General features: G+C 71.3%; 12 protein-coding genes and 1 pseudogene. 4 read left to right on the top strand and 9 right to left on the bottom strand.

Annotated elements, in window-relative coordinates; translation table 11 throughout:
- Window positions 1–63 precede the first annotated feature (63 nt).
- Window positions 64–711, top strand: coding sequence for a rhomboid family intramembrane serine protease (locus H0E84_RS17070; protein WP_180679857.1), 648 nt, complete (start codon window positions 64–66; stop codon window positions 709–711).
- A gap of 16 nt (window positions 712–727) precedes the next feature.
- Here the strand turns inward: H0E84_RS17070 and H0E84_RS17065 are convergent, their stop codons facing one another.
- From H0E84_RS17065 to H0E84_RS17035, 7 genes are all read right to left on the bottom strand, one after another.
- Complete coding sequence (locus H0E84_RS17065) at window positions 728–2725, bottom strand: M13 family metallopeptidase (protein WP_180679856.1); 1998 nt, start codon at window positions 2723–2725, stop codon at window positions 728–730.
- Window positions 2726–2854: 129 nt separating this feature from the next.
- Complete coding sequence (locus H0E84_RS17060; protein ID WP_180679884.1) at window positions 2855–4936, bottom strand: M13-type metalloendopeptidase; 2082 nt, start codon at window positions 4934–4936, stop codon at window positions 2855–2857.
- Between the two features lie 244 nt (window positions 4937–5180).
- Window positions 5181–6068 (bottom strand): universal stress protein, encoded by an 888-nt coding sequence (locus tag H0E84_RS17055; RefSeq protein ID WP_180679855.1) that lies wholly within the window; start codon window positions 6066–6068, stop codon window positions 5181–5183.
- A 10-nt stretch (window positions 6069–6078) separates the two neighbouring features.
- Window positions 6079–7560 (bottom strand): SulP family inorganic anion transporter, encoded by a 1482-nt coding sequence (locus H0E84_RS17050; RefSeq protein WP_180679854.1) that lies wholly within the window; start codon window positions 7558–7560, stop codon window positions 6079–6081.
- Between the two features lie 284 nt (window positions 7561–7844).
- Window positions 7845–9695 carry a monovalent cation:proton antiporter-2 (CPA2) family protein gene (locus H0E84_RS17045; RefSeq protein ID WP_180679853.1) on the bottom strand — a complete coding sequence of 617 codons (1851 nt, stop codon included), beginning with the start codon at window positions 9693–9695 and terminating at the stop codon, window positions 7845–7847.
- A gap of 89 nt (window positions 9696–9784) precedes the next feature.
- A complete protein-coding gene (locus H0E84_RS17040) occupies window positions 9785–10984 on the bottom strand; it encodes a CHASE2 domain-containing protein (RefSeq protein WP_180679852.1) in 1200 nt (399 codons plus the stop codon).
- Entirely contained in the window at window positions 10981–12597 is a 1617-nt protein-coding gene (locus H0E84_RS17035) for a FecR domain-containing protein (RefSeq protein ID WP_180679851.1), read from the bottom strand. Before H0E84_RS17035 ends, H0E84_RS17040 begins: the two co-directional genes overlap by 4 nt.
- A 271-nt stretch (window positions 12598–12868) precedes the next feature.
- Here H0E84_RS17035 and H0E84_RS17030 point away from each other — a divergent pair, with 271 nt between their 5' ends.
- The 3 genes and pseudogenes from H0E84_RS17030 (at window position 12869) to H0E84_RS17020 (ending at window position 16425) form a co-directional block, all read left to right on the top strand.
- Window positions 12869–13936 (top strand): sensor histidine kinase, encoded by a 1068-nt coding sequence (locus H0E84_RS17030; RefSeq protein WP_180679850.1) that lies wholly within the window; start codon window positions 12869–12871, stop codon window positions 13934–13936.
- Entirely contained in the window at window positions 13933–14700 is a 768-nt protein-coding gene (locus tag H0E84_RS17025) for a response regulator (protein ID WP_180679849.1), read from the top strand. Before H0E84_RS17030 ends, H0E84_RS17025 begins: the two co-directional genes overlap by 4 nt.
- A 331-nt stretch (window positions 14701–15031) precedes the next feature.
- Window positions 15032–16425, top strand: a pseudogene (locus tag H0E84_RS17020) (DEAD/DEAH box helicase).
- Between the two features lie 643 nt (window positions 16426–17068).
- On the opposite strand, the gene H0E84_RS17015 reads toward H0E84_RS17020, so the two are convergent.
- Complete coding sequence (locus H0E84_RS17015; protein WP_180679847.1) at window positions 17069–18913, bottom strand: DUF885 domain-containing protein; 1845 nt, start codon at window positions 18911–18913, stop codon at window positions 17069–17071.
- A gap of 65 nt (window positions 18914–18978) precedes the next feature.
- Entirely contained in the window at window positions 18979–19656 is a 678-nt protein-coding gene (locus tag H0E84_RS17010) for a DUF502 domain-containing protein (RefSeq protein WP_180679846.1), read from the bottom strand.
- Window positions 19657–19687 lie beyond the last annotated feature (31 nt).

Here is a 19687-nt window from a genome sequence, read left to right as displayed (position 1 = left end):
AGGAAAAACGACTCTGACCCCATTTTTTCCCCGGTATCATGGCGCGTCTCTCTAGGAGCCCGGATGTTCTCCAACCTGCCCCCCGTCACCAAGACGCTGCTGATCGCCAACGGCGCGGTCTTCCTGCTGCAGATGCTGCTGGGCGATGCGCTGTTCCGGCCATTCATGCTGTGGCCGCTGGGCGGCGCCGATGCCGGCGGCATGTCGTTCCTGCCGTGGCAGCTGCTCAGCTACGGCTTCCTGCACGGCAGCCCCTTCCACCTGCTGTTCAACATGCTGGTGCTGCTGATGTTCGGCGCGCCGCTGGAATACACCTGGGGGCAGAAACGCTTCCTGACCTATTTCCTGGTGTGCGTCGGCGGCGCGGGGTTGTGCCAGCTGGTGGTGGTGTCCTGGGCCCTGGCCCAGGGCGGCATGGCCTATCCGACGCTCGGCGCCTCGGGCGGCGTGTTCGGGCTGCTGCTGGCCTACGGCATGCTGTTTCCCAACCAGCGGGTGATGCTGCTGATCCCGCCGATCCCGATGAAGGCGCGCACCCTGGTGATCGTGCTCGGCGCGATCGAGCTGGTGTTCGGCATCAGCGGCACGCGTTCGGGAGTGGCGCACTTCGCCCACCTGGGCGGCATGCTGTTCGGCTGGCTGCTGATCCAGCAGTGGCGCGGCCGTCCGCCGTTCAGCCGCACCTCCCGCAACAACGTGCGGCGGTTCTAGTCCCGGTTTCCGCCCCTCACCGCCAGATCCGTACCTGCTCGTCCTCGCCGCGCTGCATCGCAGTGCCTGCCTTGCAGTCGAACGCGCCGCCGAAGGCGGGCAGGTTGGCCAGCGGGCCGTTGGTGCGCCACTGCCCCGGGGGGTGCTCGCCGGCGGCCAGGCGGCTGGCCACGTCGGCGGACATCTGCTGGCGCCACAGCTGCGCCCAGGCCCGGAAGAACGACTTCGCCGATTCGGCGGGCAGTTCCGGCGTGGCGGTCTGCAGCGCGTCCCAGGCCAGTTCGACGCCGGCCAGGTCGGCGGCGTTCTCGTCGCGGGTGCGGGTGCCGTCGACCATCAGCGCGGTGCCGGCCGGCCAGGCGTAGCCGTTGTACTGGCCGGCCAGGCGGTTGGCCAGGTCGTTCCAGGCGGCCTGGTCGGTCTCGCTCCACCAGGTCCGCACGTTGCCGCCGGCATCGACCAGGCGGCCGCGGACGTCGACGCTGCGGCCGAGCTCGTGGCCGACCAGGGCGCCGTAGCTTCCGTAGTGCGCGGCGGCGTCCTGGGCCATGTCCAGGACCGGCGGCTGCAGCACCGCGGCCGAGACGATCAGCCGGTTGTGCGCCAGGTCGTAGGCCAGCGCAGGCTGCTGCGGCAGCACCTCCCAGCGCTGGTCGGCGTTGTGCTGGCCGATGCGGCGCATCTCCTCGCGATGGCGCCAGGTGGAGGCGATCAGCATGTTGCCGCCGAAGCTGCCGCGCCCCATGGGCTGCACGCTGTAGTCGATGTCGCGCTCCGGTGCGCCGATCTCGATGCGCATCGCCTCGAGCTTGGCGCGCGCCTCGGCCTTGCCGGGCTCGCTCAACCATGCGCTGCGCTCGATGCCGCGGAGCAGGGCGTCGCGGACCTCGGTGGCGATGGTGGTCGCGCGCATGCGGCTACCGTCGGGGAGGTGGCGGGCGACGTATTCGCGCCCGAGCATCGGTCCGGCGGCCTTGTTGATGGCGTCGAGCACCTGGGTCTGCCGCGGCAGCGGTTCGGCCTGGCCGCGCAGGACGCGGCCGTGGAACTCGAATTCCGCCTCGCGGAAGGTGCGCGACAGGTACGGCGCCATGGCGTCGCCGATGTGGAAGCGCAGGTACGCCTTCCACTGGGCCGGCTTGACGCTGCCGACGAGTTCGTCGAGGGCGGCGAACAGATCGGGATTGGCCATCGACACCGTGTCGCCGTCGATGGCGAGGGTCTTGAGGAACTCGTCCAGCTGCAGGCGCTTGTACTGCCTGTCGAAGCCTGCGGTCGGCACCGGCGCGTAGTTGGCGCGGGGGTCGCGTGCGAGGGTGATCGCGCGCCAGTGCCGGGCGATGCGGGTCTCGAGGTCGATCACCGCCGCGGTGTCCTCGTCGAGCGTCTTCTCGGCCGTGCCGGTCAGCGCCAGGATGCTGCGCACGTAGTCGCGGTAGCGGCCGAAGATCGCCTGGGTGTCGGCGTCGTCGCGGGTGTAGTAGGCCGGATCGGGCAGCCCCAGGCCGCCCTGGCTGAAGTAGCCGATGTGGCGGGAGAGGTCGGCCAGGTCGACGTCGGCGTTGAAGTTGAAGGCCACCGGGATGCCGACCTGGTGCAACGCGGCGATCGCCGGCGGAACGTCGCGGGCGCGGCGGATGCCGTCGATGCGCGCCAGCAGCGGCGCGATCGGCTGCGCGCCGTCGGCCTCCACGGCGGCCTCGTCCAGGCCGCTGGCCCAGAAGTCGCCGAGCAGCTGCTGGACGTGGTTCTGCGGCGAGCGCATCGCCGCGTCGAGCAGGTCGCGCTGCTGCTGCAGCGCCAGCGCCTGCAGTTCGCCCAGCGCCGAGACGCTGCCCGAGCCGATCACCATGTTGGCCGCGAGCCAGTCCTTGTTGACCGTCGAATAGAAGTCGGTGCATTCGGTCGGCCCGGCCGGCGCCCGGGCCGCGCGACGTTGCGCATCGGCATCGATGGGCAGGCCCAGCGCCAGGCATGCGGCGAGGGCGAAGGCGAGCGGTCTGGCGTGAGGCATCGCGGGATCCATCCGGAAAGGTCGCGGAAGTCTAGCAAGCTCACCGGCGATCGCGATGAACGCGTCGGCGGCTAAAAAAAAAGGCCCGGCGCTGGCCGGGCCCTTCGCGGTCGCGGCGCTCGCGGCCGGCTACCAGATCACCACCTGCTCGTCGCCACCGCGCACCATCGGGTCGCCGGGCTTGCAGTCGAACGCGGCGGCGAAGGCCGGCAGGTTGGACGGTGCGCCGATCGCGCGGAACCCGGCCAGCGCGTGCTCGTCGGTCTGCAGGCGGCGGTCCAGCTCCTCGCCGGTGAAGTTGCGGCGCCAAACCGTGGCCCAGCCGAGGAAGAAGCGCTGGTCGCGGGTGAGTCCGTCGATCACCGGGTCCTCGGCGCCGTCGGTGGCGGTCTTCATCGCGTCGTAGGCCGTGGCCAGTCCGCCGAGGTCGGCGATGTTCTCGCCCAGGGTATGGTTGCCGTTGAGGTTGCGGCCGTCCTCGGTGGTGTAGGCGTCGAACTGCGTCACCAGCTTGCCGGTGCGCGCCTTGAAGCCTTCCAGGTCGGCCTCGGTCCACCAGTTCACCATGTTGCCCTGCGGGTCGAAGCGCGCGCCCTGGTCGTCGTAGCCGTGGGTCATCTCGTGGCCGATCACCGCGCCGATGCCGCCGTAGTTGAGCGGATCGTCCGCTTCGGGGTCGAAGAACGGCGGCTGCAGGATCGCTGCCGGGAAGGTGAGCTGGTTGGCGAGCGGGTTGTAGGAGGCGTTGACGGTCTGCGGACGCATGCCCCATTCGGACCGGTCCACCGGCTGGCCGATCTTGCCGATGTCCCAGCGATGGTTGAACTCGCGCGCGGCCAGCACGTTGCCGATGTAGCTGTCGCGGCCGGTGGCCAGGCCGCTCCAGTCGCGCCACTTGTCCGGATAGCCCACCCGCGGCTCGAACGTTTCCCACTTCTCCAGCGCCCTGGCCTTGGTCTCCTCGCTCATCCATTCGAGGTTCTCGATGCGGACCTTGAGCGCATCGCTGAGGTTGCCGATCAGCTCCTCCATCCTGGCCTTGGACTCGGGCGGGAAGGCCACCTTCACGTACAGCTGGCCCAGCGCCTCGCCGGCGCTGCGGTCGATGGTCTGGAGCACGCGCTTGCCGCGCTCCTTCAGCTCCTGCTGGCCACCGAGGGTGCGGCCGTAGAAGGCGTGGTTCTGCTCGACGAACGCGTCGGACAGGAACGGCGAGGCCTCGTCGACCAGGTGGAAGCGCAGGTAGCTCTTCCACTGCTCGACCGGCACCTCGGCGAGCATCGTGCTGACCTCGGCGTGGTACTCGGGTACCGACAGCGAGAACGTCTCGGGCACCTCGACGCCCTGCGACTCGAAGAATGCCGTGAACGGGAAGTTGGGCGAGAGCGCGTCGGCCTCGGCCGGGGTCACCGGGTTGTAGTAGAGCCCGACGTCGCGCGAGAACTGCTCCCGGGACTTCGACACCGAGGCCAGCCGGGTCTCGAACGCCATCACGTCGGCGGCCTGGGTCGCGGCATCCGCCGCGGGAACGTCGGACAGTTCCAGCACCTTGGCGATGTGGGCGACATAGGCATCGCGGATCTTCTGCTTGTCCTCGGCGGTGTAGTACGGCGCGTCCGGCAGGCCCAGGCCGCCCTGGCCGGTGGCGGCGATGTTGACGGTCGCGTCCTGGAAGTCGGGCATCGCGCCGATGCCCACCAGGAAGCCGCCGCCCTTCGCCGCGGACCTGCGCAGGTAGTCGGCCACGGCGGGGCCGTCGGCCAGCGCGTCGATCTCGGCCAGTTCCTCGCGCAGCGGTTCGATGCCCTGGGCGTTGATCTTCTCCGCGTCCATGCCGGTGGCCCAGAAATCGCCGACGAGTTTCTGCGGGCCGGTGGCGTCCGCGTTCGCCGCGGACTGTTCGGCCAGCTGGCGCTGCACGGCGGTGGAGCGCTCGTCGAGCATCTCGAACGCGCCCCACGAGCTGCGGTCGCCGGGAATCGGATTGGCCGCCAGCCAGGTGCCGTTGGCGAAGGCGTTGAAGTCGCGGCAGGCGTCGGCTTCGGCGTCAAGGTCCGAGAGCTGGAAGCGGTTGACGGGCGGCAGGGTGGTCTCGTCGAGGGCGAGAGTGGGCGCGGCGCCGGGGTCGGCATCGGCGTCGGTCGCCGCCGGATCGCCCTGGTCGCGGGCGCAGGCGGACAGCGCCAGCGAGATCGCCAGCGTCAGGGCAATGGAGTTCGGGAATCTGGAAGACACGTGCAACGCTCCGCCCGGTGGGCACTGTAGAAAAGGGGGCGCCCTGCGGACGCGGGGCCACTCTACGCCGCGAATCCCACGGCCGGGGGTGTCGATGGTCATGGGCTGGCAAGGGCGGCTTCGACCCGGACCGGTTGCTGCGCCAGCCGTGCGCCTCAGACCCTGGCCACCTGCTGCTGCGAGATCGCAAGGAGCATGGTCGTGGCCGAGGGCGGCGATCTCACCGCAACAGCAGCACCGGGACCTGGCAGGTGCGGATCATCGCCGTCGTCGTGCTGCCGACGATCAGCTGGCGAACCCTGGAATGGCCGTAGGCACCCATCACCAGCAGGTCGATCGCATGCTCCTTGACGTAGCCGCCGATCACCGACTCGGCCTCGCCCGGGACGATCGAGGCCTCGACCTCGAAGCCGGCCTCCACCAGCAGCGCGCGGGCCCGGGCCTGGGCCTCGCCCAGCGCGCCGCCGCCGTCGCCCGCGCTGACCAGGTGGCAGGGCAGGCCGCGGAACAGCGGGCTCTGCGCCACCATCTGCACGCACTTGCGGGTGGTGGGGCTGCCGTCGAAGGCGATCGCGAAGCGTTCGACCGCGCGGAACGCGCGCGAAGCCACCAGCAGCGGGCGGTGGATCGCGCGCGCGACGCGCTCCAGGTTGCCGCCGAGATGGCCTTTGTCGAAATCTGCGGCCTCGCCGCGCTTGCCGACGACGAACAGCCTCGCGTCGCCTTCCAGGCCGGCCAGGGTCTCGACCAGGCTGCCGTGGCGCTGCAGGCCGTCGACCTCGGCCGCCCCGGCGCTGGCCGCGCGCTCGCGCGCCCGCGCCAGCAGCAGCCGGCCGTGCTCGGCCGACAGCCGGCTGCGCTTCTGGTCCAGTTCCACCAGTTCCTGCAGCAGTTCGGCCTGGGCCTCGAGCCCGATGTTGCCGCTGTAGTCCGCGCTCGCGGTCGGGTGTTCCTTGCGGTCGAGCACATGCAGGAACTGCAGCGGCGCGCCGAGCCGCCGCGCTGCCCAGACGGCGTGGTCGGCGACGCTGTCGGCGTAGACCGAGGCGTCGATGCAGGCCAGCACCTTGCCGTCGAGGGGGATTTCGTAGCCGTCGTTCGCGCTCATCTCGTAGTCCTCAGTGTCCGCCCATCAGGTGCTCGGCGCCGGGCTTGTCGTGCACGCCCAGCCGGTCGACCAGGGTGCGGCTGGCCTCGTCCATGCCCACAAGCTCGACCTCGGTGCCCTCGCGGCGGAACTTGAGCACCACCTTGTCGAGCGCACCGACCGCGCTCAGGTCCCAGAAGTGCGCATCGGAGACGTCGATGCGGACCCGCTCGAGCACCTCGCCGAAGTCGAACGCGGCGATGAAGCGCTCCGCCGAGGCGAAGAATACCTGTCCGGTCACCGTGTAGTGACGGGCGGCGCCGTCCTCGGCCGGGACCGAGCCGACATGCAGCACCTGGCCGACCTTGCGGGCGAAGAACAGCGCCGACAGCAGCACCCCGGTCAGCACGCCTTTGGCCAGGTCGTGGGTCAACACCGTGACCACCACCGTAGCGATCATCACCAGGCTGGAAGACTTCGGGAAGGTGCGCAGGTCGGCGACCGAGCGCCAGCTGAAGGTGCCGATCGACACCATGATCATCACCGCCACCAGTGCGGCCATCGGGATCCGCCCCACCCAGTCGGCGGCGAACACCACCATCAGCAGCAGCACCACGCCGGCGGTCAGCGTCGACAGCCGGCCGCGGCCGCCGGATTTCACGTTGATCACCGACTGCCCGATCATCGCGCAGCCGGCCATGCCGCCGAGGAAGCCCGAGGCGATGTTGGCGATGCCCTGGCCCTTGGCCTCGCGGTGCTTGTCGCTGGGGGTATCGGTGAGATCGTCGACGATGCTGGCGGTCAGGAACGACTCCAGCAGGCCGACCACCATCAGCGTCAGCGAGACCGGCAGGATGATCCGCAGGGTTTCCAGGTTCAGGGGAATGTCCGGCAGCAGGAACACCGGCAGGCTGTCGGGCAGTTCGCCCTTGTCGCCCACGGTGGGCACCTCGATCCCCATCAGCATCGCGGCACCGGTCAGCAGCACGATCGCCACCAGCGGCGAGGGCACCGTGCGGGTCAACCGCGGCAGGCCGTAGATGATCCCCAGGCCGATCGCCACCATCGGGTAGACCATCCACGGCACCGCGATGAGTTCGGGGATCTGCGCCATGAAGATCAGGATCGCCAGCGCGTTGACGAAGCCGGTGATCACCGAGCGCGACACGAACCGCATCAGGTCGGCCAGGCGCAGATAACCGGCGACGATCTGGAGGATGCCGGTGAGCACCGTCGCGGCGAGCAGGTACTGCAGGCCGTGGTCCCGCACCAGCGTCACCATCAGCAGCGCCATGGCGCCGGTGGCGGCGGAGATCATCCCGGGCCGGCCGCCCGTGAACGCGATCACCACGGCGATGCAGAACGAGGCGTACAGCCCGACCTTGGGGTCGACGCCGGCGATGATGGAGAAGGCGATCGCTTCGGGAATCAGCGCCAGCGCGACCACCAGGCCGGCGAGCAGGTCGGCGCGCACGTTCGGGAACCATTCCGCGCGCAGGTTGGGAAACGTCATGGGCGAGTGATCCTGGACCGGCCGGGAATCCGGGCGGTCGATGAGGGATTTCGGGGGGAGAAGGAAGCGGGCGCCATTCGCGGGCGCCGGCGGGGACCGGCTGGACGCGCTATGGTGGCGTCGGTCGCGCCGCGATCGCGCAGCCCGGAAGGGGCCGGTCGCAGGGCGGGGCTGGATCGGGTGCCAGGGCGGTCCGTTGCTGCATCGCAGCATGATAGCAGCAGGGCGGCCAGGCAACCAGTCGCGTCAAAGCCCGGCGCCCCCGTCCGTTTCCGGCAGTCGACTCAGGTTCCGGAGTCCGGGGAGCCGTCCTCAGACTGCGCGGCGCCGGCCGTCGCGTCGTTGAGGGCGCGTCCCTCGCGCTTCGGGGTGGTGAACGGCGTCGGCTTCGGCGGCGCGTTGCCGCGCAGCAGCGGGATGCCGGCGCGCGGGTCGCCGCCGGCCGCCAGCTCCAGTTCGAAGCGCTCGGCGTCCAGCCGCCGCACTTCCGCCGCGATCGCCGCCGCCTCGTCGGCCCCGACGCCGAGCGCGCGCAGCGCTGCCTCGCCGAAGCGCACCGCCGACTCGAAGGTCTCGCGGATCTGGTAGTCGACGCCGGCGGCCACCAGCTGCAGCGAATGTTCGCGGTCGAACGCGCGTACCAGCAACCTGGCGTGCGGGAAGGCCTGCGCCGCCAGTCCGGCGATGCGGGTTGCGGCCGCGCGGTCGTCGATGCAGACCGCGATCGCCCGCGCGCGATGCGCGCCGGAGGCGTGCAGCACGTCGAGCCGGGTGCCATCGCCGTAGTAGACCTTGAAGCCGAACTCGGCGGCGCTCCTGATCATCTCGATGTCGGTGTCGATGATGGTCACGTCGACGTCGCGCGCCAGCAGCGACTGGCTCATCACCTGGCCGAAGCGGCCGAAGCCGATGATCAGCACGCTGCCGCTCTGCCCGCCGGCGCGTTCCACCCCGTCCATCGACGGCGCCGACGGGACGGTGAAGCGCTTCGCCAGCAGCACCGCCAGCGGCGTCAGCGCCATCGACAGCACCACGACCGCGGTCAGGGTGGCGTTGACCTGCGCGTCGAGGATGCCGCCGGAGGCCGCCGCCGCGTACAGCACGAAGGCGAACTCGCCGCCCTGCGCCATCAGCACCGCGCGGTCCAGGGCATCGCCGTGGCTGCTGCGGGTCAGGCGGGCGACCAGGTAGATGCACGCGCCCTTGGCGACCATCATCGCCGGCACGGCGGCGGCGATCAGCGGCCAGTTGGCGGCGACCACCGACAGGTCCAGCGACATTCCCACGGCGAGGAAGAACAGGCCGAGCAGCAGTCCGCGGAACGGTTCGATATCGGCCTCGAGCTGATGCCGGAAGGTCGACTCGGACAGCAGCACGCCGGCCAGGAACGCTCCCATCGCGGTCGACAGGCCGCCCATCTCCATCAGCAGCGCCGCGCCCAGCACCACCAGCAGCGCGGCCGCGGTCATCACTTCGCGCGCACCGGCCACGGCGAGGATCCGGAACAGCGGGTTGAGCAGGTACAGACCGGCGACGATCAGGCCGGCCAGCGAGGCGACCGCGACGCCGATCGAGGCAAGCCGCGACCCGGCCTCCGGATCGGCCGCGGTCGGCGACATCAGCGCCACCAGCGCCAGCAGCGGCACGATCAGCAGGTCCTCGAACAGCAGGACCGAGACCATGCGCTGGCCGCGGGGCAGGGCGATGTCGCCGCGCTCGCCGAGCAGCTGCATCACGATCGCGGTCGAGGTGAGCACGAAACCGGCCGCGCCGATGAAGGCCACCGGCAGGCTGAAACCGAACGCCATCCCGACCCCGAGCAGCGCCGCGGTGCAGGCGAGGATCTGCACGGTGCCGAGGCCGAAGATCTGCCGCCGCAGGCTCCACAGGTGCGAGGGGCGCATCTCCAGCCCGACCACGAACAGGAACATCACCACGCCCAGTTCGGCGAAATGCAGGATGGCCTGGGGCTCGGCGAACAGTGCCAGCCCGAACGGACCGATCGCCAGCCCCGCGGCGAGGTAGCCGAGCACCGAGCCGAGCCCGAGGCGGCGGAACAGCGGCACAGCCACCACCGCCGCGCCCAGCAGGGTCACCACCTTGACCAGTTGCCCGGCATCGCCTTCCAGCGCCATCGCTCAGCTCCTGCGGACGACCGGAGCGCCGGTCGGCGGCGCGTGGCCGCCGGTCGACGGGAAGCGCTTCGAGGGCGTCCGCCGGCCGCTCATCCGCCGGGAACCCCGGGCGGCGGACGCTGCCCCAGCACGTCCGCGGCAGTGCGGTGCGAGCGGCTCGGCCGCCACAGCGCCAGGACCGCGCTGCCGGCCGTCAACACCGCCACCGTCGCGGCCGGCGGGAACCAGTAGCGGCCGTAGCGCAGCAGCAGCGCGCTCGACAGCAGCGTCACGGCGACGCCCAGCAGCGCCATCGCCCATGGGCGGCGCCACGGGGCGCTCCCGCCGTAGAGCATCACCGGCAGCAGCACCAGGCCGATCGCGAGGATCCACTGCTGCAGGCGGGTGAGCGGCGCGATCGCCTGGTCGAGGAGCAGCGTGTTGAGCAGGTTGGCGTGGTACGCGATCGCCGGCAGGCTTCGACCGGGGCCGGTGAGCGGCGACGGCACGCCCTGGTCGATGCCGGCGGCGGTGGTGCCGACCAGCACCCAGCGATCGTGCAGCAGCGCGTCGCCGGCCCGGCCCTGCAGCACGTCGAGATAGGACACCTGCGCGAATGCGTCGGGCGCGTAGGGCACCATGATCCGGTGGTCGCGCACCCAGTGATAGGGCGAGGGCTGCCGGGGCTGCGGATCGCGCGTGCCCGGCAGGGCGGCGGGCGGCGCGGTGCCGGCTTCCAGCAGCGCCAGCGCCAGCGCCGGCCAGTGCGCCGATCCCAGGCCGGCGCGCAGGTAGGCATCCCTGGCCACACCGTCGCGGTCGACGGCGGCTTCGACATGCCCGAGCCCGGCCGCGGCCTCGATGAGGTCGGGCATCGGCAGCACCTCGATGAGCATCCCGTCCGGTTCCGACGGCTCGGCCATGACCGGCAGGACGGCACGCCCGCTGCGCGCCAGTGCCGCGGCCAGGCGTGCATCCCCGTCGCCGCCGTCGCGCGCCGGTTCGGCGAAAACCACGTTCAGCGCCACGCCGCGCGCGCCGGCCTCGTGAAGGCGGTCGAGCAGCCGGGCGTGGGTGTCGCGCGGCCAGGGCCAGCGCCCGAGCGCGGCCAGGCTGCGCTCGTCGATGGCGACCACCACGATGCGCTCGTCGACGTCCTGTTGGGTGCCCGCCAGCAGGGCGTCGTAGATCCAGGTGTCGATGCGCCAGGTCAGGTCGCGCGCCAGCAGCCCGGACACGCACAGGCAGGCCAGCAGGCCGATCGCCAGGCGCCCGGCCGTTTCGCGCCGCCGGCTGCCGGATGCGGTCACAGCACCAGCAGAAGCGCAGCGCCGACGCCCAGCGCGATCCTGCACGGCAGGCAGCCGATCCTGACGCTCTGCACCGGACCGAACGGATGCGCGTAGCCGTCGCTGTCGACCAGCCGGGTGCGCATGTACCAGGTACCGGAGCCGAGCCCGGGCAGTTCGATGCGGTTTTCGTCGAGCTCGCGTTCCAGCTCGATGCGCGCGAAGTCGCGGTCGCGAGAGAGCTGGAAATGGTAGCGCTGGTCGTCGCCGCCGGCCGGCCAGCGCACCTGCAGGCTGCGCCTGTCGCGGTCGACGTCGCCGGTGCCGATCGCCGGACCCGGCTCCGGGTCGCGCAGCGCGAACCGGACGGGCTTGCCGTAGGGGCCGTGTTTGCCGTCGGCATCGATGGCGCCGATGCGCCAGAAGTAGTCGCCCGGCGGCAGCTCCTGCGGCGCCCGGAGCTCGGTGCGGGCCAGCCCGGCGCGATCGATCAGCGGCGTGGCGAACGAGGCATCGGCGGCGACCTGCAGACGGTAGCGTGCGGCCCCCTCGCTGCGGGTCCAGCGGAACCGCGGCCGCGGCCCGTGCGTGGCGCCCTCCTCGATCGGCGCGATCGCGAACGGCGGCGGGGGATTGGCGGCGACCCGGACCTCGCGCACCGCGTCCAGGCCTTCCAGCCCGCGCGCGTCGATCGCGCGGACGCGCGCGTGGAAGACGCCGTCGCCCGGCGCGGACAGTTCGACGACGGGCGTGTCGCTGGTGCGGTCCTGCAGCAGGGTCAGGAACTCGGGGTCCGCGGCCAGCTGTAAGCGGTATCCCTGTGCGCCGTCCAGCGCCGGCCAGCTCAGCGGGGCGGGCATCTGCTGCAGTTCCGCCGGCCACGAGGACAGGTCCGGCGCGGGCAGCAGCGGGGCGGCCGGCCGGGGGCGGTTGCGGTCGTCGTTGAGCGTGCCGAGCCCGGCGCCGAGGAGCAGGCTGCGGCCGCCGCCGCTGACCGCCACGCGGCCTTCGAGCACCTCGGAGCGGGTGGTGCGCGCCTGGGTGTCGTAGCCGATGCGGAACCCGGTGCCCCGGACCGAGGCCATGGTGCCGGGAGTGTCGACGATGAAGTGCGAGGCCGGGCCGCGGGCGCGGGCGGCCGAATTGGTGCTGCGGCCGCGAAGCAGGCGCGTGCGGGTGTCGACCATGCCGGTGGAGCCGTAGGCGCTGAGCTTGTCCAGGCGCAGTTCGCTGTCCGCGTGCAGTTGCAGCCGCGAGCCGTCGGCGAAGCGCAGGGTGAGGTTGGCATCGTCGGCCGTGCGGACGATGCTGCCGGCGCCGACCTGCATCCCGGTGCGCGCCGGATCCTGCCTGCCGCCGGCGTCGGCGACGCTCGCCTCCCCGTGCAGCGCGACGATGGTGGCCGTGGCCGGTTGCACTCGTAGCCAGGCGACCGGGATCCGCACCTGGATGCCCGGGGGCATCCGCCAGGGATCGTCGATGGCGTTGTGCGCCTGCAGGCGCTGCCACGGGATGTCCGGGCGCAGGTGTTTCCGGCTCAGGTCCCAGACGGTATCGCCCGGACGCACCCGGTAGCGCCACTCCTGCGCGGCGACCGTGCCGCTGGCCAGCAGCGCCAGCAGGATCGCGAGCACCCAGACGATGCTGGAGCGCCGGGGGCGGCATGCCGCATCCCCGTCAGGCGCGTGTCCGTACGCTGGCGGCGCGTTGCCGTGGTTGCGCTTCAATACCGACGCTCTGGCGGGGACCGGCGCCATTGTAGGCGATGGCGTTCATGCGTGGCAGCCGTGTCCGCGCCAGTCGCGCCGCCGCTCGCGGCACTCAGGGCGGGACCAACGGTCGACCCGCGGGGACGAACGACTTCCCGCTGTTGCGGACGGGGCCGCGCTGGCCTAGCTTGGTCGGATGAGCTTCCGTTCGCCCCTTTTCTGGCTCGCGATCGTCGGTGGCTGGACGCTCTACGGCCTGCTGCTGTCGGCCCAGCTGCTGACCATGGACCTCGCCGACGGCACCAGGATGGCGACGGCGACCGCGTTCCGCCTCGGCATGGCCTCGGGCCTGCTCTGGGTCCCCATGGTCGTGGTGCTGCTGTGGTGGCTGCGGACCCTCCCGATCGAGCGCCCGCGGCTGGTGGTCTCGATCGTCGCGGCGCTGCTGCTGGTGGTGGCGCTGGTGATGCTGCGCGTGGCGGCGGTGGCGCTGCTCAATCCGTGGATCGGCTGGTACCAGGAGTTCCCGGGCTTCTGGCGCGAACTCGCGGCGAGTTTTCCCAGGAATTTCCTGCTGCTTTGCCTGATGGTCGGAGTCGCCCACGCCTGGCTGTACGCGCAGCGCGCGCGCCAGCGCGAGCGCGAGGCCGAACAGCTGCAGGCGCGGCTGACCGAGACCCGACTGGAGGCGCTGGGAGCGCAGCTCAACCCGCATTTCATGTTCAACGCGCTCAATTCGATCGCCGAGATGGTGCACCGGGACGCCGATGCCGCCGACCGCATGCTGGTGGGGCTGGGAGAGCTGCTGCGCAGCAGCCTCGACCACCAGCGTTCGCAGCTGGTGCCGCTGGGCGAGGAGCTGCGGCTGCTGCGCCACTACCTGGAGATCGAGAAAGTGCGGCTCGGCGCGCGCCTGCGGCTGCGCTGGCGGGTCGACCCGGGGCTCGACGATGTGCTTGTGCCGCCGCTGGTGCTGCAGCCGCTGGCCGAGAACGCGATTCTCCATGCCATCGCCCCGCGGACCGCGGCCGGACTGCTGCAGGTGGTGGCGCGGCGCGAGGGCGCCCACCTGCTGCTCGAGGTCAGCGACGACGGCGACGGCGTCCCGGGCGCGCACCGGCACGGCACCGGGCTGAGCAACATCCGCGCGCGCCTGCACTATCTGTTCGGCGACGACCAGGCCGTCGAACTGCAGATCGGCGAGGGCGGCGGCACCACGGCGCGGGTGCGGCTGCCGTGCGGGCGCCGGGCGGTGGCGGCGTGAGCCGCCTGCGCGTCGCGATCGTCGACGACGAGCCGTTGGCGCGCGCGCGCCTGGCGCGCCTGCTGCAGGCCGAGGGCGACGTGGAGGTGGTGGCCGAGTATGCCGACGGGCTCCAGGCCGCCTCGGGCCTGCTGCAGGCGGCGGCGGACGTGGCCTTCGTCGACGTGCGGATGCCGCATGTCGACGGTTTCGCGATGCTCGAGCGGCTGCCTGCGGCACGGCGCCCGCTGGTGGTGTTCGTGACCGCGTATTCCGCCCACGCCCTGCAGGCGTTCGACGCCGCTGCCGTGGACTACCTGATGAAGCCGGTGGCGCCGGAGCGGCTGCGCGAGGCCGTGGCCAGGCTCCGGCTGCGGCTGGCCGGCGGCGCGGCGCCCGCCAGCGGCGACTATCCCGAGCGCCTGGCGGTGCCGGACGGCCAGCGCCTGCGCATGGTCGCGGTGGCCGACATCGAGTACGTGCTCGCCCAGGGCAACTACCTGGAGCTGCACCTGGACGGCCGTGCGTTGCTGCTGCGCGAGACCATGGCGGCGTTCGCGCAGCGACTCGATCCGCGGCGGTTCGTGCGGATCCACCGCTCGCGGATCGTGCGCATCGACGCGATCGAGCAGATCGAGGCCTGGGGCGCGGCGCAGTACTGGCTGCGGCTGCGCAGCGGCGCGTGCGTGACCTCGGGTCGCAGCTACCGCGATCAGTTGCGGCAGGCGCTGGGCATCTCCCGCGCGCCGCACCTGCGGGGCGGGGAGGGCCTGCACACGGTCTGAGCCGTGCGCGTCCGGGCGCGGCGGCTGAACGCCCGGCGCAGGCGGCGCTGGCGGGGCGGTCCGGGCTAGCGTAGACTCCGCGGCTGTTCTGCAACACGGCTCCCCCTGCCCACGGGCAGAGACGATCCTGGTATGCCCGCCGCGGGGATTCCCCGGCAACTTATTCCGCACGTCCAACGTCGCGCAGATCAACGGTCCGGAACCTTTCCGCACCGTCACCAATTACTCGCAGCGCGGTTCTGGATAGCTCCGAGTAAGCCGTCACGGTCGCCCGACCGGCCCGCCCCATGGCGGCCGGCGCCGCGCCGCGACGTACAGGAGCATCAAACGCATGACGTTCGAAACCCTCGGGCTCTCGCCCGCGCTGCTGCGCGCGCTGTCCGACAGCAACTACACCGTACCCACACCGATCCAAACCCAGGCGATCCCGCTGGCGCTGGCCGGCCACGACCTGCTGGGCGGCGCCCAGACCGGCACCGGCAAGACCGCCGCCTTCGGCCTGCCGCTGCTGCAGCGTCTGGCCAAGGAAACCCCGCCCAAGGGCCCGCGCAAGCCGCGCGCGCTGATCCTGGTGCCGACCCGCGAGCTGGCGGTGCAGGTGGGCGACAGCCTCAAGGCCTACGGCCGCCACCTGCGCCTGCACGTGGCGACGATCTTCGGCGGCGCCGGCATGCAGCCGCAGATCGAGAACCTGCGCCGCGGCGTGGACATCCTGGTGGCCTGCCCGGGCCGCCTGCTCGACCACATGGAGAACGGCCATGCCAAGCTCGATGCGGTCGAGATCCTGGTCCTGGACGAGGCCGACCGGATGCTCGACATGGGCTTCCTGCCGGCGATGAAGCGGGTGCTGGCGCGGGTCCCCAAGGACCGCCAGACGCTGCTGTTCTCGGCCACCTTCGAGCCGCGGATCAAGGCCCTGGCGCTGGAGTTCATGCGCGACCCGAAGCAGGTGCAGGTGGCCGCCCAGAACACCATCGCCGAGACCATCACCCACCGGGTGCACCCGGTCGACGGCGCGCGCAAGCGCGATCTGCTGGTCGAGATCCTGGCCCGCCGCCATACCGAGCGGGTGCTGGTGTTCGGCAAGACCAAGCACGGCTGCAACCGGCTCGCCGAGCAGCTGGAGCAGGCCGGGCTGCCGGCGGTGGCGATCCACGGCAACAAGAGCCAGGCGCAGCGGCAGAAGGCGCTGATCGCGTTCAAGGCCGGCAAGGCGCGGATCCTGGTCGCCACCGACGTGGCCGCGCGCGGCCTCGACATCCCCGATCTGCCGCTGGTGATCAACCACGACCTGCCGATGGTGGCCGAGGACTACATCCACCGCATCGGCCGTACCGGCCGCAACGGCGCGTCCGGCGAAGCGCTGTCGCTGGTGGCGCCGGAGGAGGGGGGGCTGCTGCGCCAGATCCAGCGCATGCTCAAGGCCGACGTGGTGGTCGAGTCCGTCGCGGGCTTCGAGCCGAGCCGCCCGATCGACCTCAACGCCCCGATCCCGAAGAACGGCGGTGGCGGCCAGCGCCAGGGCCAGCGCACCCAGGCGCGCGCTCCGGCCAAGCCGACGCACCGCGCCCACGGCAAGCCGCAGGCGCGCGGCCCCCAGGCCCACGCCGGTCCCAAGCAGCACCGCGGCGGCGGCAAGCCGGCCGGTGCGCGCCGCGGCGCGCGCGCCTGAGACCCGGTTGCGATCGCGGAACGAAGAGGGCCGGCAATGCCGGCCCTTTTTAATGCGCGGGTGCCAGGGAGTCTTGCGTGTCGCGTCACGGTCGAGGCGAGTTCGCGGATTTCGGGGCAGCGGCGCCCGGGCCGGAATGTGCTCCCCGGCTCGCCGCCGCGGACCCGTGCCGTTGCGCGCCCCGGGCGTGCCGTTCGCACGGGCCGCGCGCCAGTACCGCGCAAGCGGCCTGTCATTCGCTTTCGGATGCTCGGCAACCCATCCCTCCGAAGCCCAACAACGTTCAAGCGGGAGTCGCGCCGGGGCGCGGTTCACGCGCCGCGCGGTCGACCGAAGGCGGTCTTCCGACGAACCAACTGCCAGACGCGGCGATTCATTGACGCAGCCCCGTGGCGGCGGTGATGGATCCCCGCAATGGATGGAACTGCCTGGCGCGGCCGGACCGAAGGGCGGAGCAACACCCCGGCGCGGCTCCCGCCCCGCGCGGTCAATCGAAGGCGCTCTTTGGAACCATCTGCCAGACACGACTATTCATTGGCGCCGCCCCGTGGCGACGGTGATGGATCACAACGACGGATGGGACGGCCTGGCGCGGCGACGGTGATGGATCCTCGCAACGGATGGGCAAGGGCCGGCCATGCCGGCCCTTGCGGTGCGAAAGGATGGGGCAGGCCGTGCAGGCGGTGGCCGTACCGTTCAGCCCTGTTGTGCCGCGATCCAGCCATCGATCTTGCTTTCCAGCACTTCCAGCGGCACCGAGCCGTCCTTCAGCACCTCGGCGTGGAAGGCGCGCACGTCGAAGCGGTCGCCGAGCGCCTGCTCGGCCCTGGCGCGCAGTTCCTTGATCTTCAACTCGCCGATCTTGTAGGCCAGCGCCTGGCCCGGCCATGCGATGTAGCGCTCCGCCTCGGCGATCGCGTCAGGCTCGCTGACCGAAGAGTTCTCGAACATGTAGTCGAGCACCTGCTGGCGGGTCCAGCCCTTGCTGTGCAGCCCGGTGTCGACCACCAGCCGCACCGCGCGCCAGAGCTCCCCCTGGAGGCGGCCGAAGTAGCTGTACGGATCGGTATAGAGGCCGAGGTCGCGGCCCAGGCCCTCGGCGTAAAGGCCCCAGCCCTCGATGAAGGCGGTCTCGCCGCCGAAGCGGCGGAACGCCGGCACGCCCTCGAGTTCCTGCTGCAGGGCCAGTTGGAAATGGTGGCCGGGGATGGCCTCGTGCAGGAACAGGTCCTCGGCGTCCCAGGTCTTGCGGGTGGGCAGGTCATGGGTGTTGACGTAGAAGATACCGGGGCGGCTGCCGTCCTCGCTCGGCGTCATGTACGAGCCTCCGGCCGCCGATTCGGCGCGGAACGCCTCCACCGGGCGGATCTCGAAGCCGGCCTCGGGGGTCAGCGAGAACAGCTCGCCGACCCGCTCGTTCACTTTGGCTTCCAAGCCGCGGTAGTGGGCGAGCAGGGCCTCCTCGGACTCGAACTCGAACTGCGCGTCGTTCTGCATGAACGCGAAGAACTCCTGCAGCGAACCCTCGAAGCCGACCTCCTCCATCACCGTGCGGATCTCGCCCTGAATGCGCGCCACCTCGTCCAGGCCGATCTGGTGGATCCGTTCCGGCGGCAGGTCCGTCGTGGTGCTCTGGCGGGCCGAGAACGCGTACCAGTCGCCGCCCTCGGGCAGCGCGGCGAGGCTGACCGAGTCGCGGGCCGCCGGGAGGTATTCGTCGGCGATGAAGTCGCGCTGCTCGCGCAATGCCGGCATGAGCTGGTCGGCGATCAGCTCGCGGTAGGCGGCGGTCAGGCGCTCGCGGTCCTCCGCGGAGAAGTCCTCGGGCATGCCGGAGATCGGGCCCCAGAACTGGCTCTTCTCCGGATCGTCGACGATCACCGCGTCCAGCTGCGGCAGCACCTTCTCCATCACCACCCGCGGCTGCGCCACGCCCGCCTCCATGCCGGCGCGCATGTTGGCGATCTCGGTGTCGAGCAGCACCGGGATGCGCGAGGCGCGCGCCAGCCAGTTGTCGTAGTCCTTCACCGTCTTGAACGGTTGCGCGACCGAGCCGGAGCCGAGCATCACCGCGTAGCTGGCCAGGCTGCCCATCTGGTTGACCGGCATCATCCACGAGGGAAAGCGCTCGGCCTCCAGCGCATCGCGGCGCTCGCGCACGAAGATCCGGTAGCTCAACAGATCCTGGCCCTCAAGGCCCTCTTCGCCGACCTGCTCGACGCGCTGCAGCCAGCGGGTGTTGAAATCGTGCACCTGCTGCCGGTATTCGGCCGAACCGAAATCGGGTAGCTGGTCGTCGTAGCGGTGATCGCCCTGGAACGTCGCCTGCACCGGGTTGAGCTGCAGCGTTTCCTCCCAGAACTCCTCGTACAGCGCGTTCAGCCGGGCGGCGCGGTCCCCGGCCTGTTCCTGGCCGGCGGCGGACTCGGGCCGGGCGCTGCTTCCGGTGTCGGGCGAGGGCCCGCACGCGGCCAGGACGGCGGCGAGGGCGAGCGGGACGGCGAGTGCGAGCGGACGCAGGATCATGAGGGTTCCGGGCATGGGCAGACCGGCCAGCCTCGCCGCTCGGCCGCCGGCGGACATGGGCCAAAGGTCATTCGGCCCGCTCAGGGCGATGGGCGCTGTCCGGGGGGCGAGAACGGGATCGTATCGGGCGCCGAGGCGCCGCCGGAAATGATGAACGCCATCGCCTCGTCCACGGTCCAGTCGGTCGGCGTGAGCATCTCGACCGGGACGATCTCGAGGTAGCCGGACGTCGGATTCGGCGTGGTCGGCACGTAGACCGCGGCCAGTTCGCGGCCGCTGCCGATTTCGCGCATCACCCGCGTCACCAGGCCCACCGACTTCATCTGCGGATGCGGGAAATCGATCAGCACCACGCGCTGGGTGGTCCCGGGCTTGGTCTGCAGGATGTCCAGCAGCTTGCGCGCGCTGGAATAGATGGTGCTGGCGAGCGGGATGCGCGCGATCAGCCGTTCGAACCAGCCCAGCATGCGCTGGCCGACCACACGCCGGGTCAGCCAGCCGGCGCCGAGGATCGCCGCGACGGTGGCGACCAGGGCGATGAAATTCTGCACCCAGAGCGCATTGACCCAGCCCATCGAGTCGGGGAACCAGGCCGCGATCCGCCGCGACAGCGGGGCGACCCATGGCTTGCTGGCGTCGCCCAGCAATACGAAGACGAACTTGACCACCACCCAGGTCAGCCAGATCGGCAGCAGGGTGAGCAGTCCGGCGAGAAACAGGCGCTGCAGGCGCCGCGCGAGCGATGGCGGGTGCGACATGGGCACATCTTAGCCCCGTGCGCCGATCGAT

Origin of the sequence: Luteimonas salinisoli (assembly GCF_013425525.1) — a bacterium.
Lineage (GTDB): Bacteria > Pseudomonadota > Gammaproteobacteria > Xanthomonadales > Xanthomonadaceae > Luteimonas > Luteimonas salinisoli.
The sequence above is the reverse complement of the archived record's forward strand: the minus strand, read 5'-3'. Positions and strand labels throughout refer to the sequence as shown.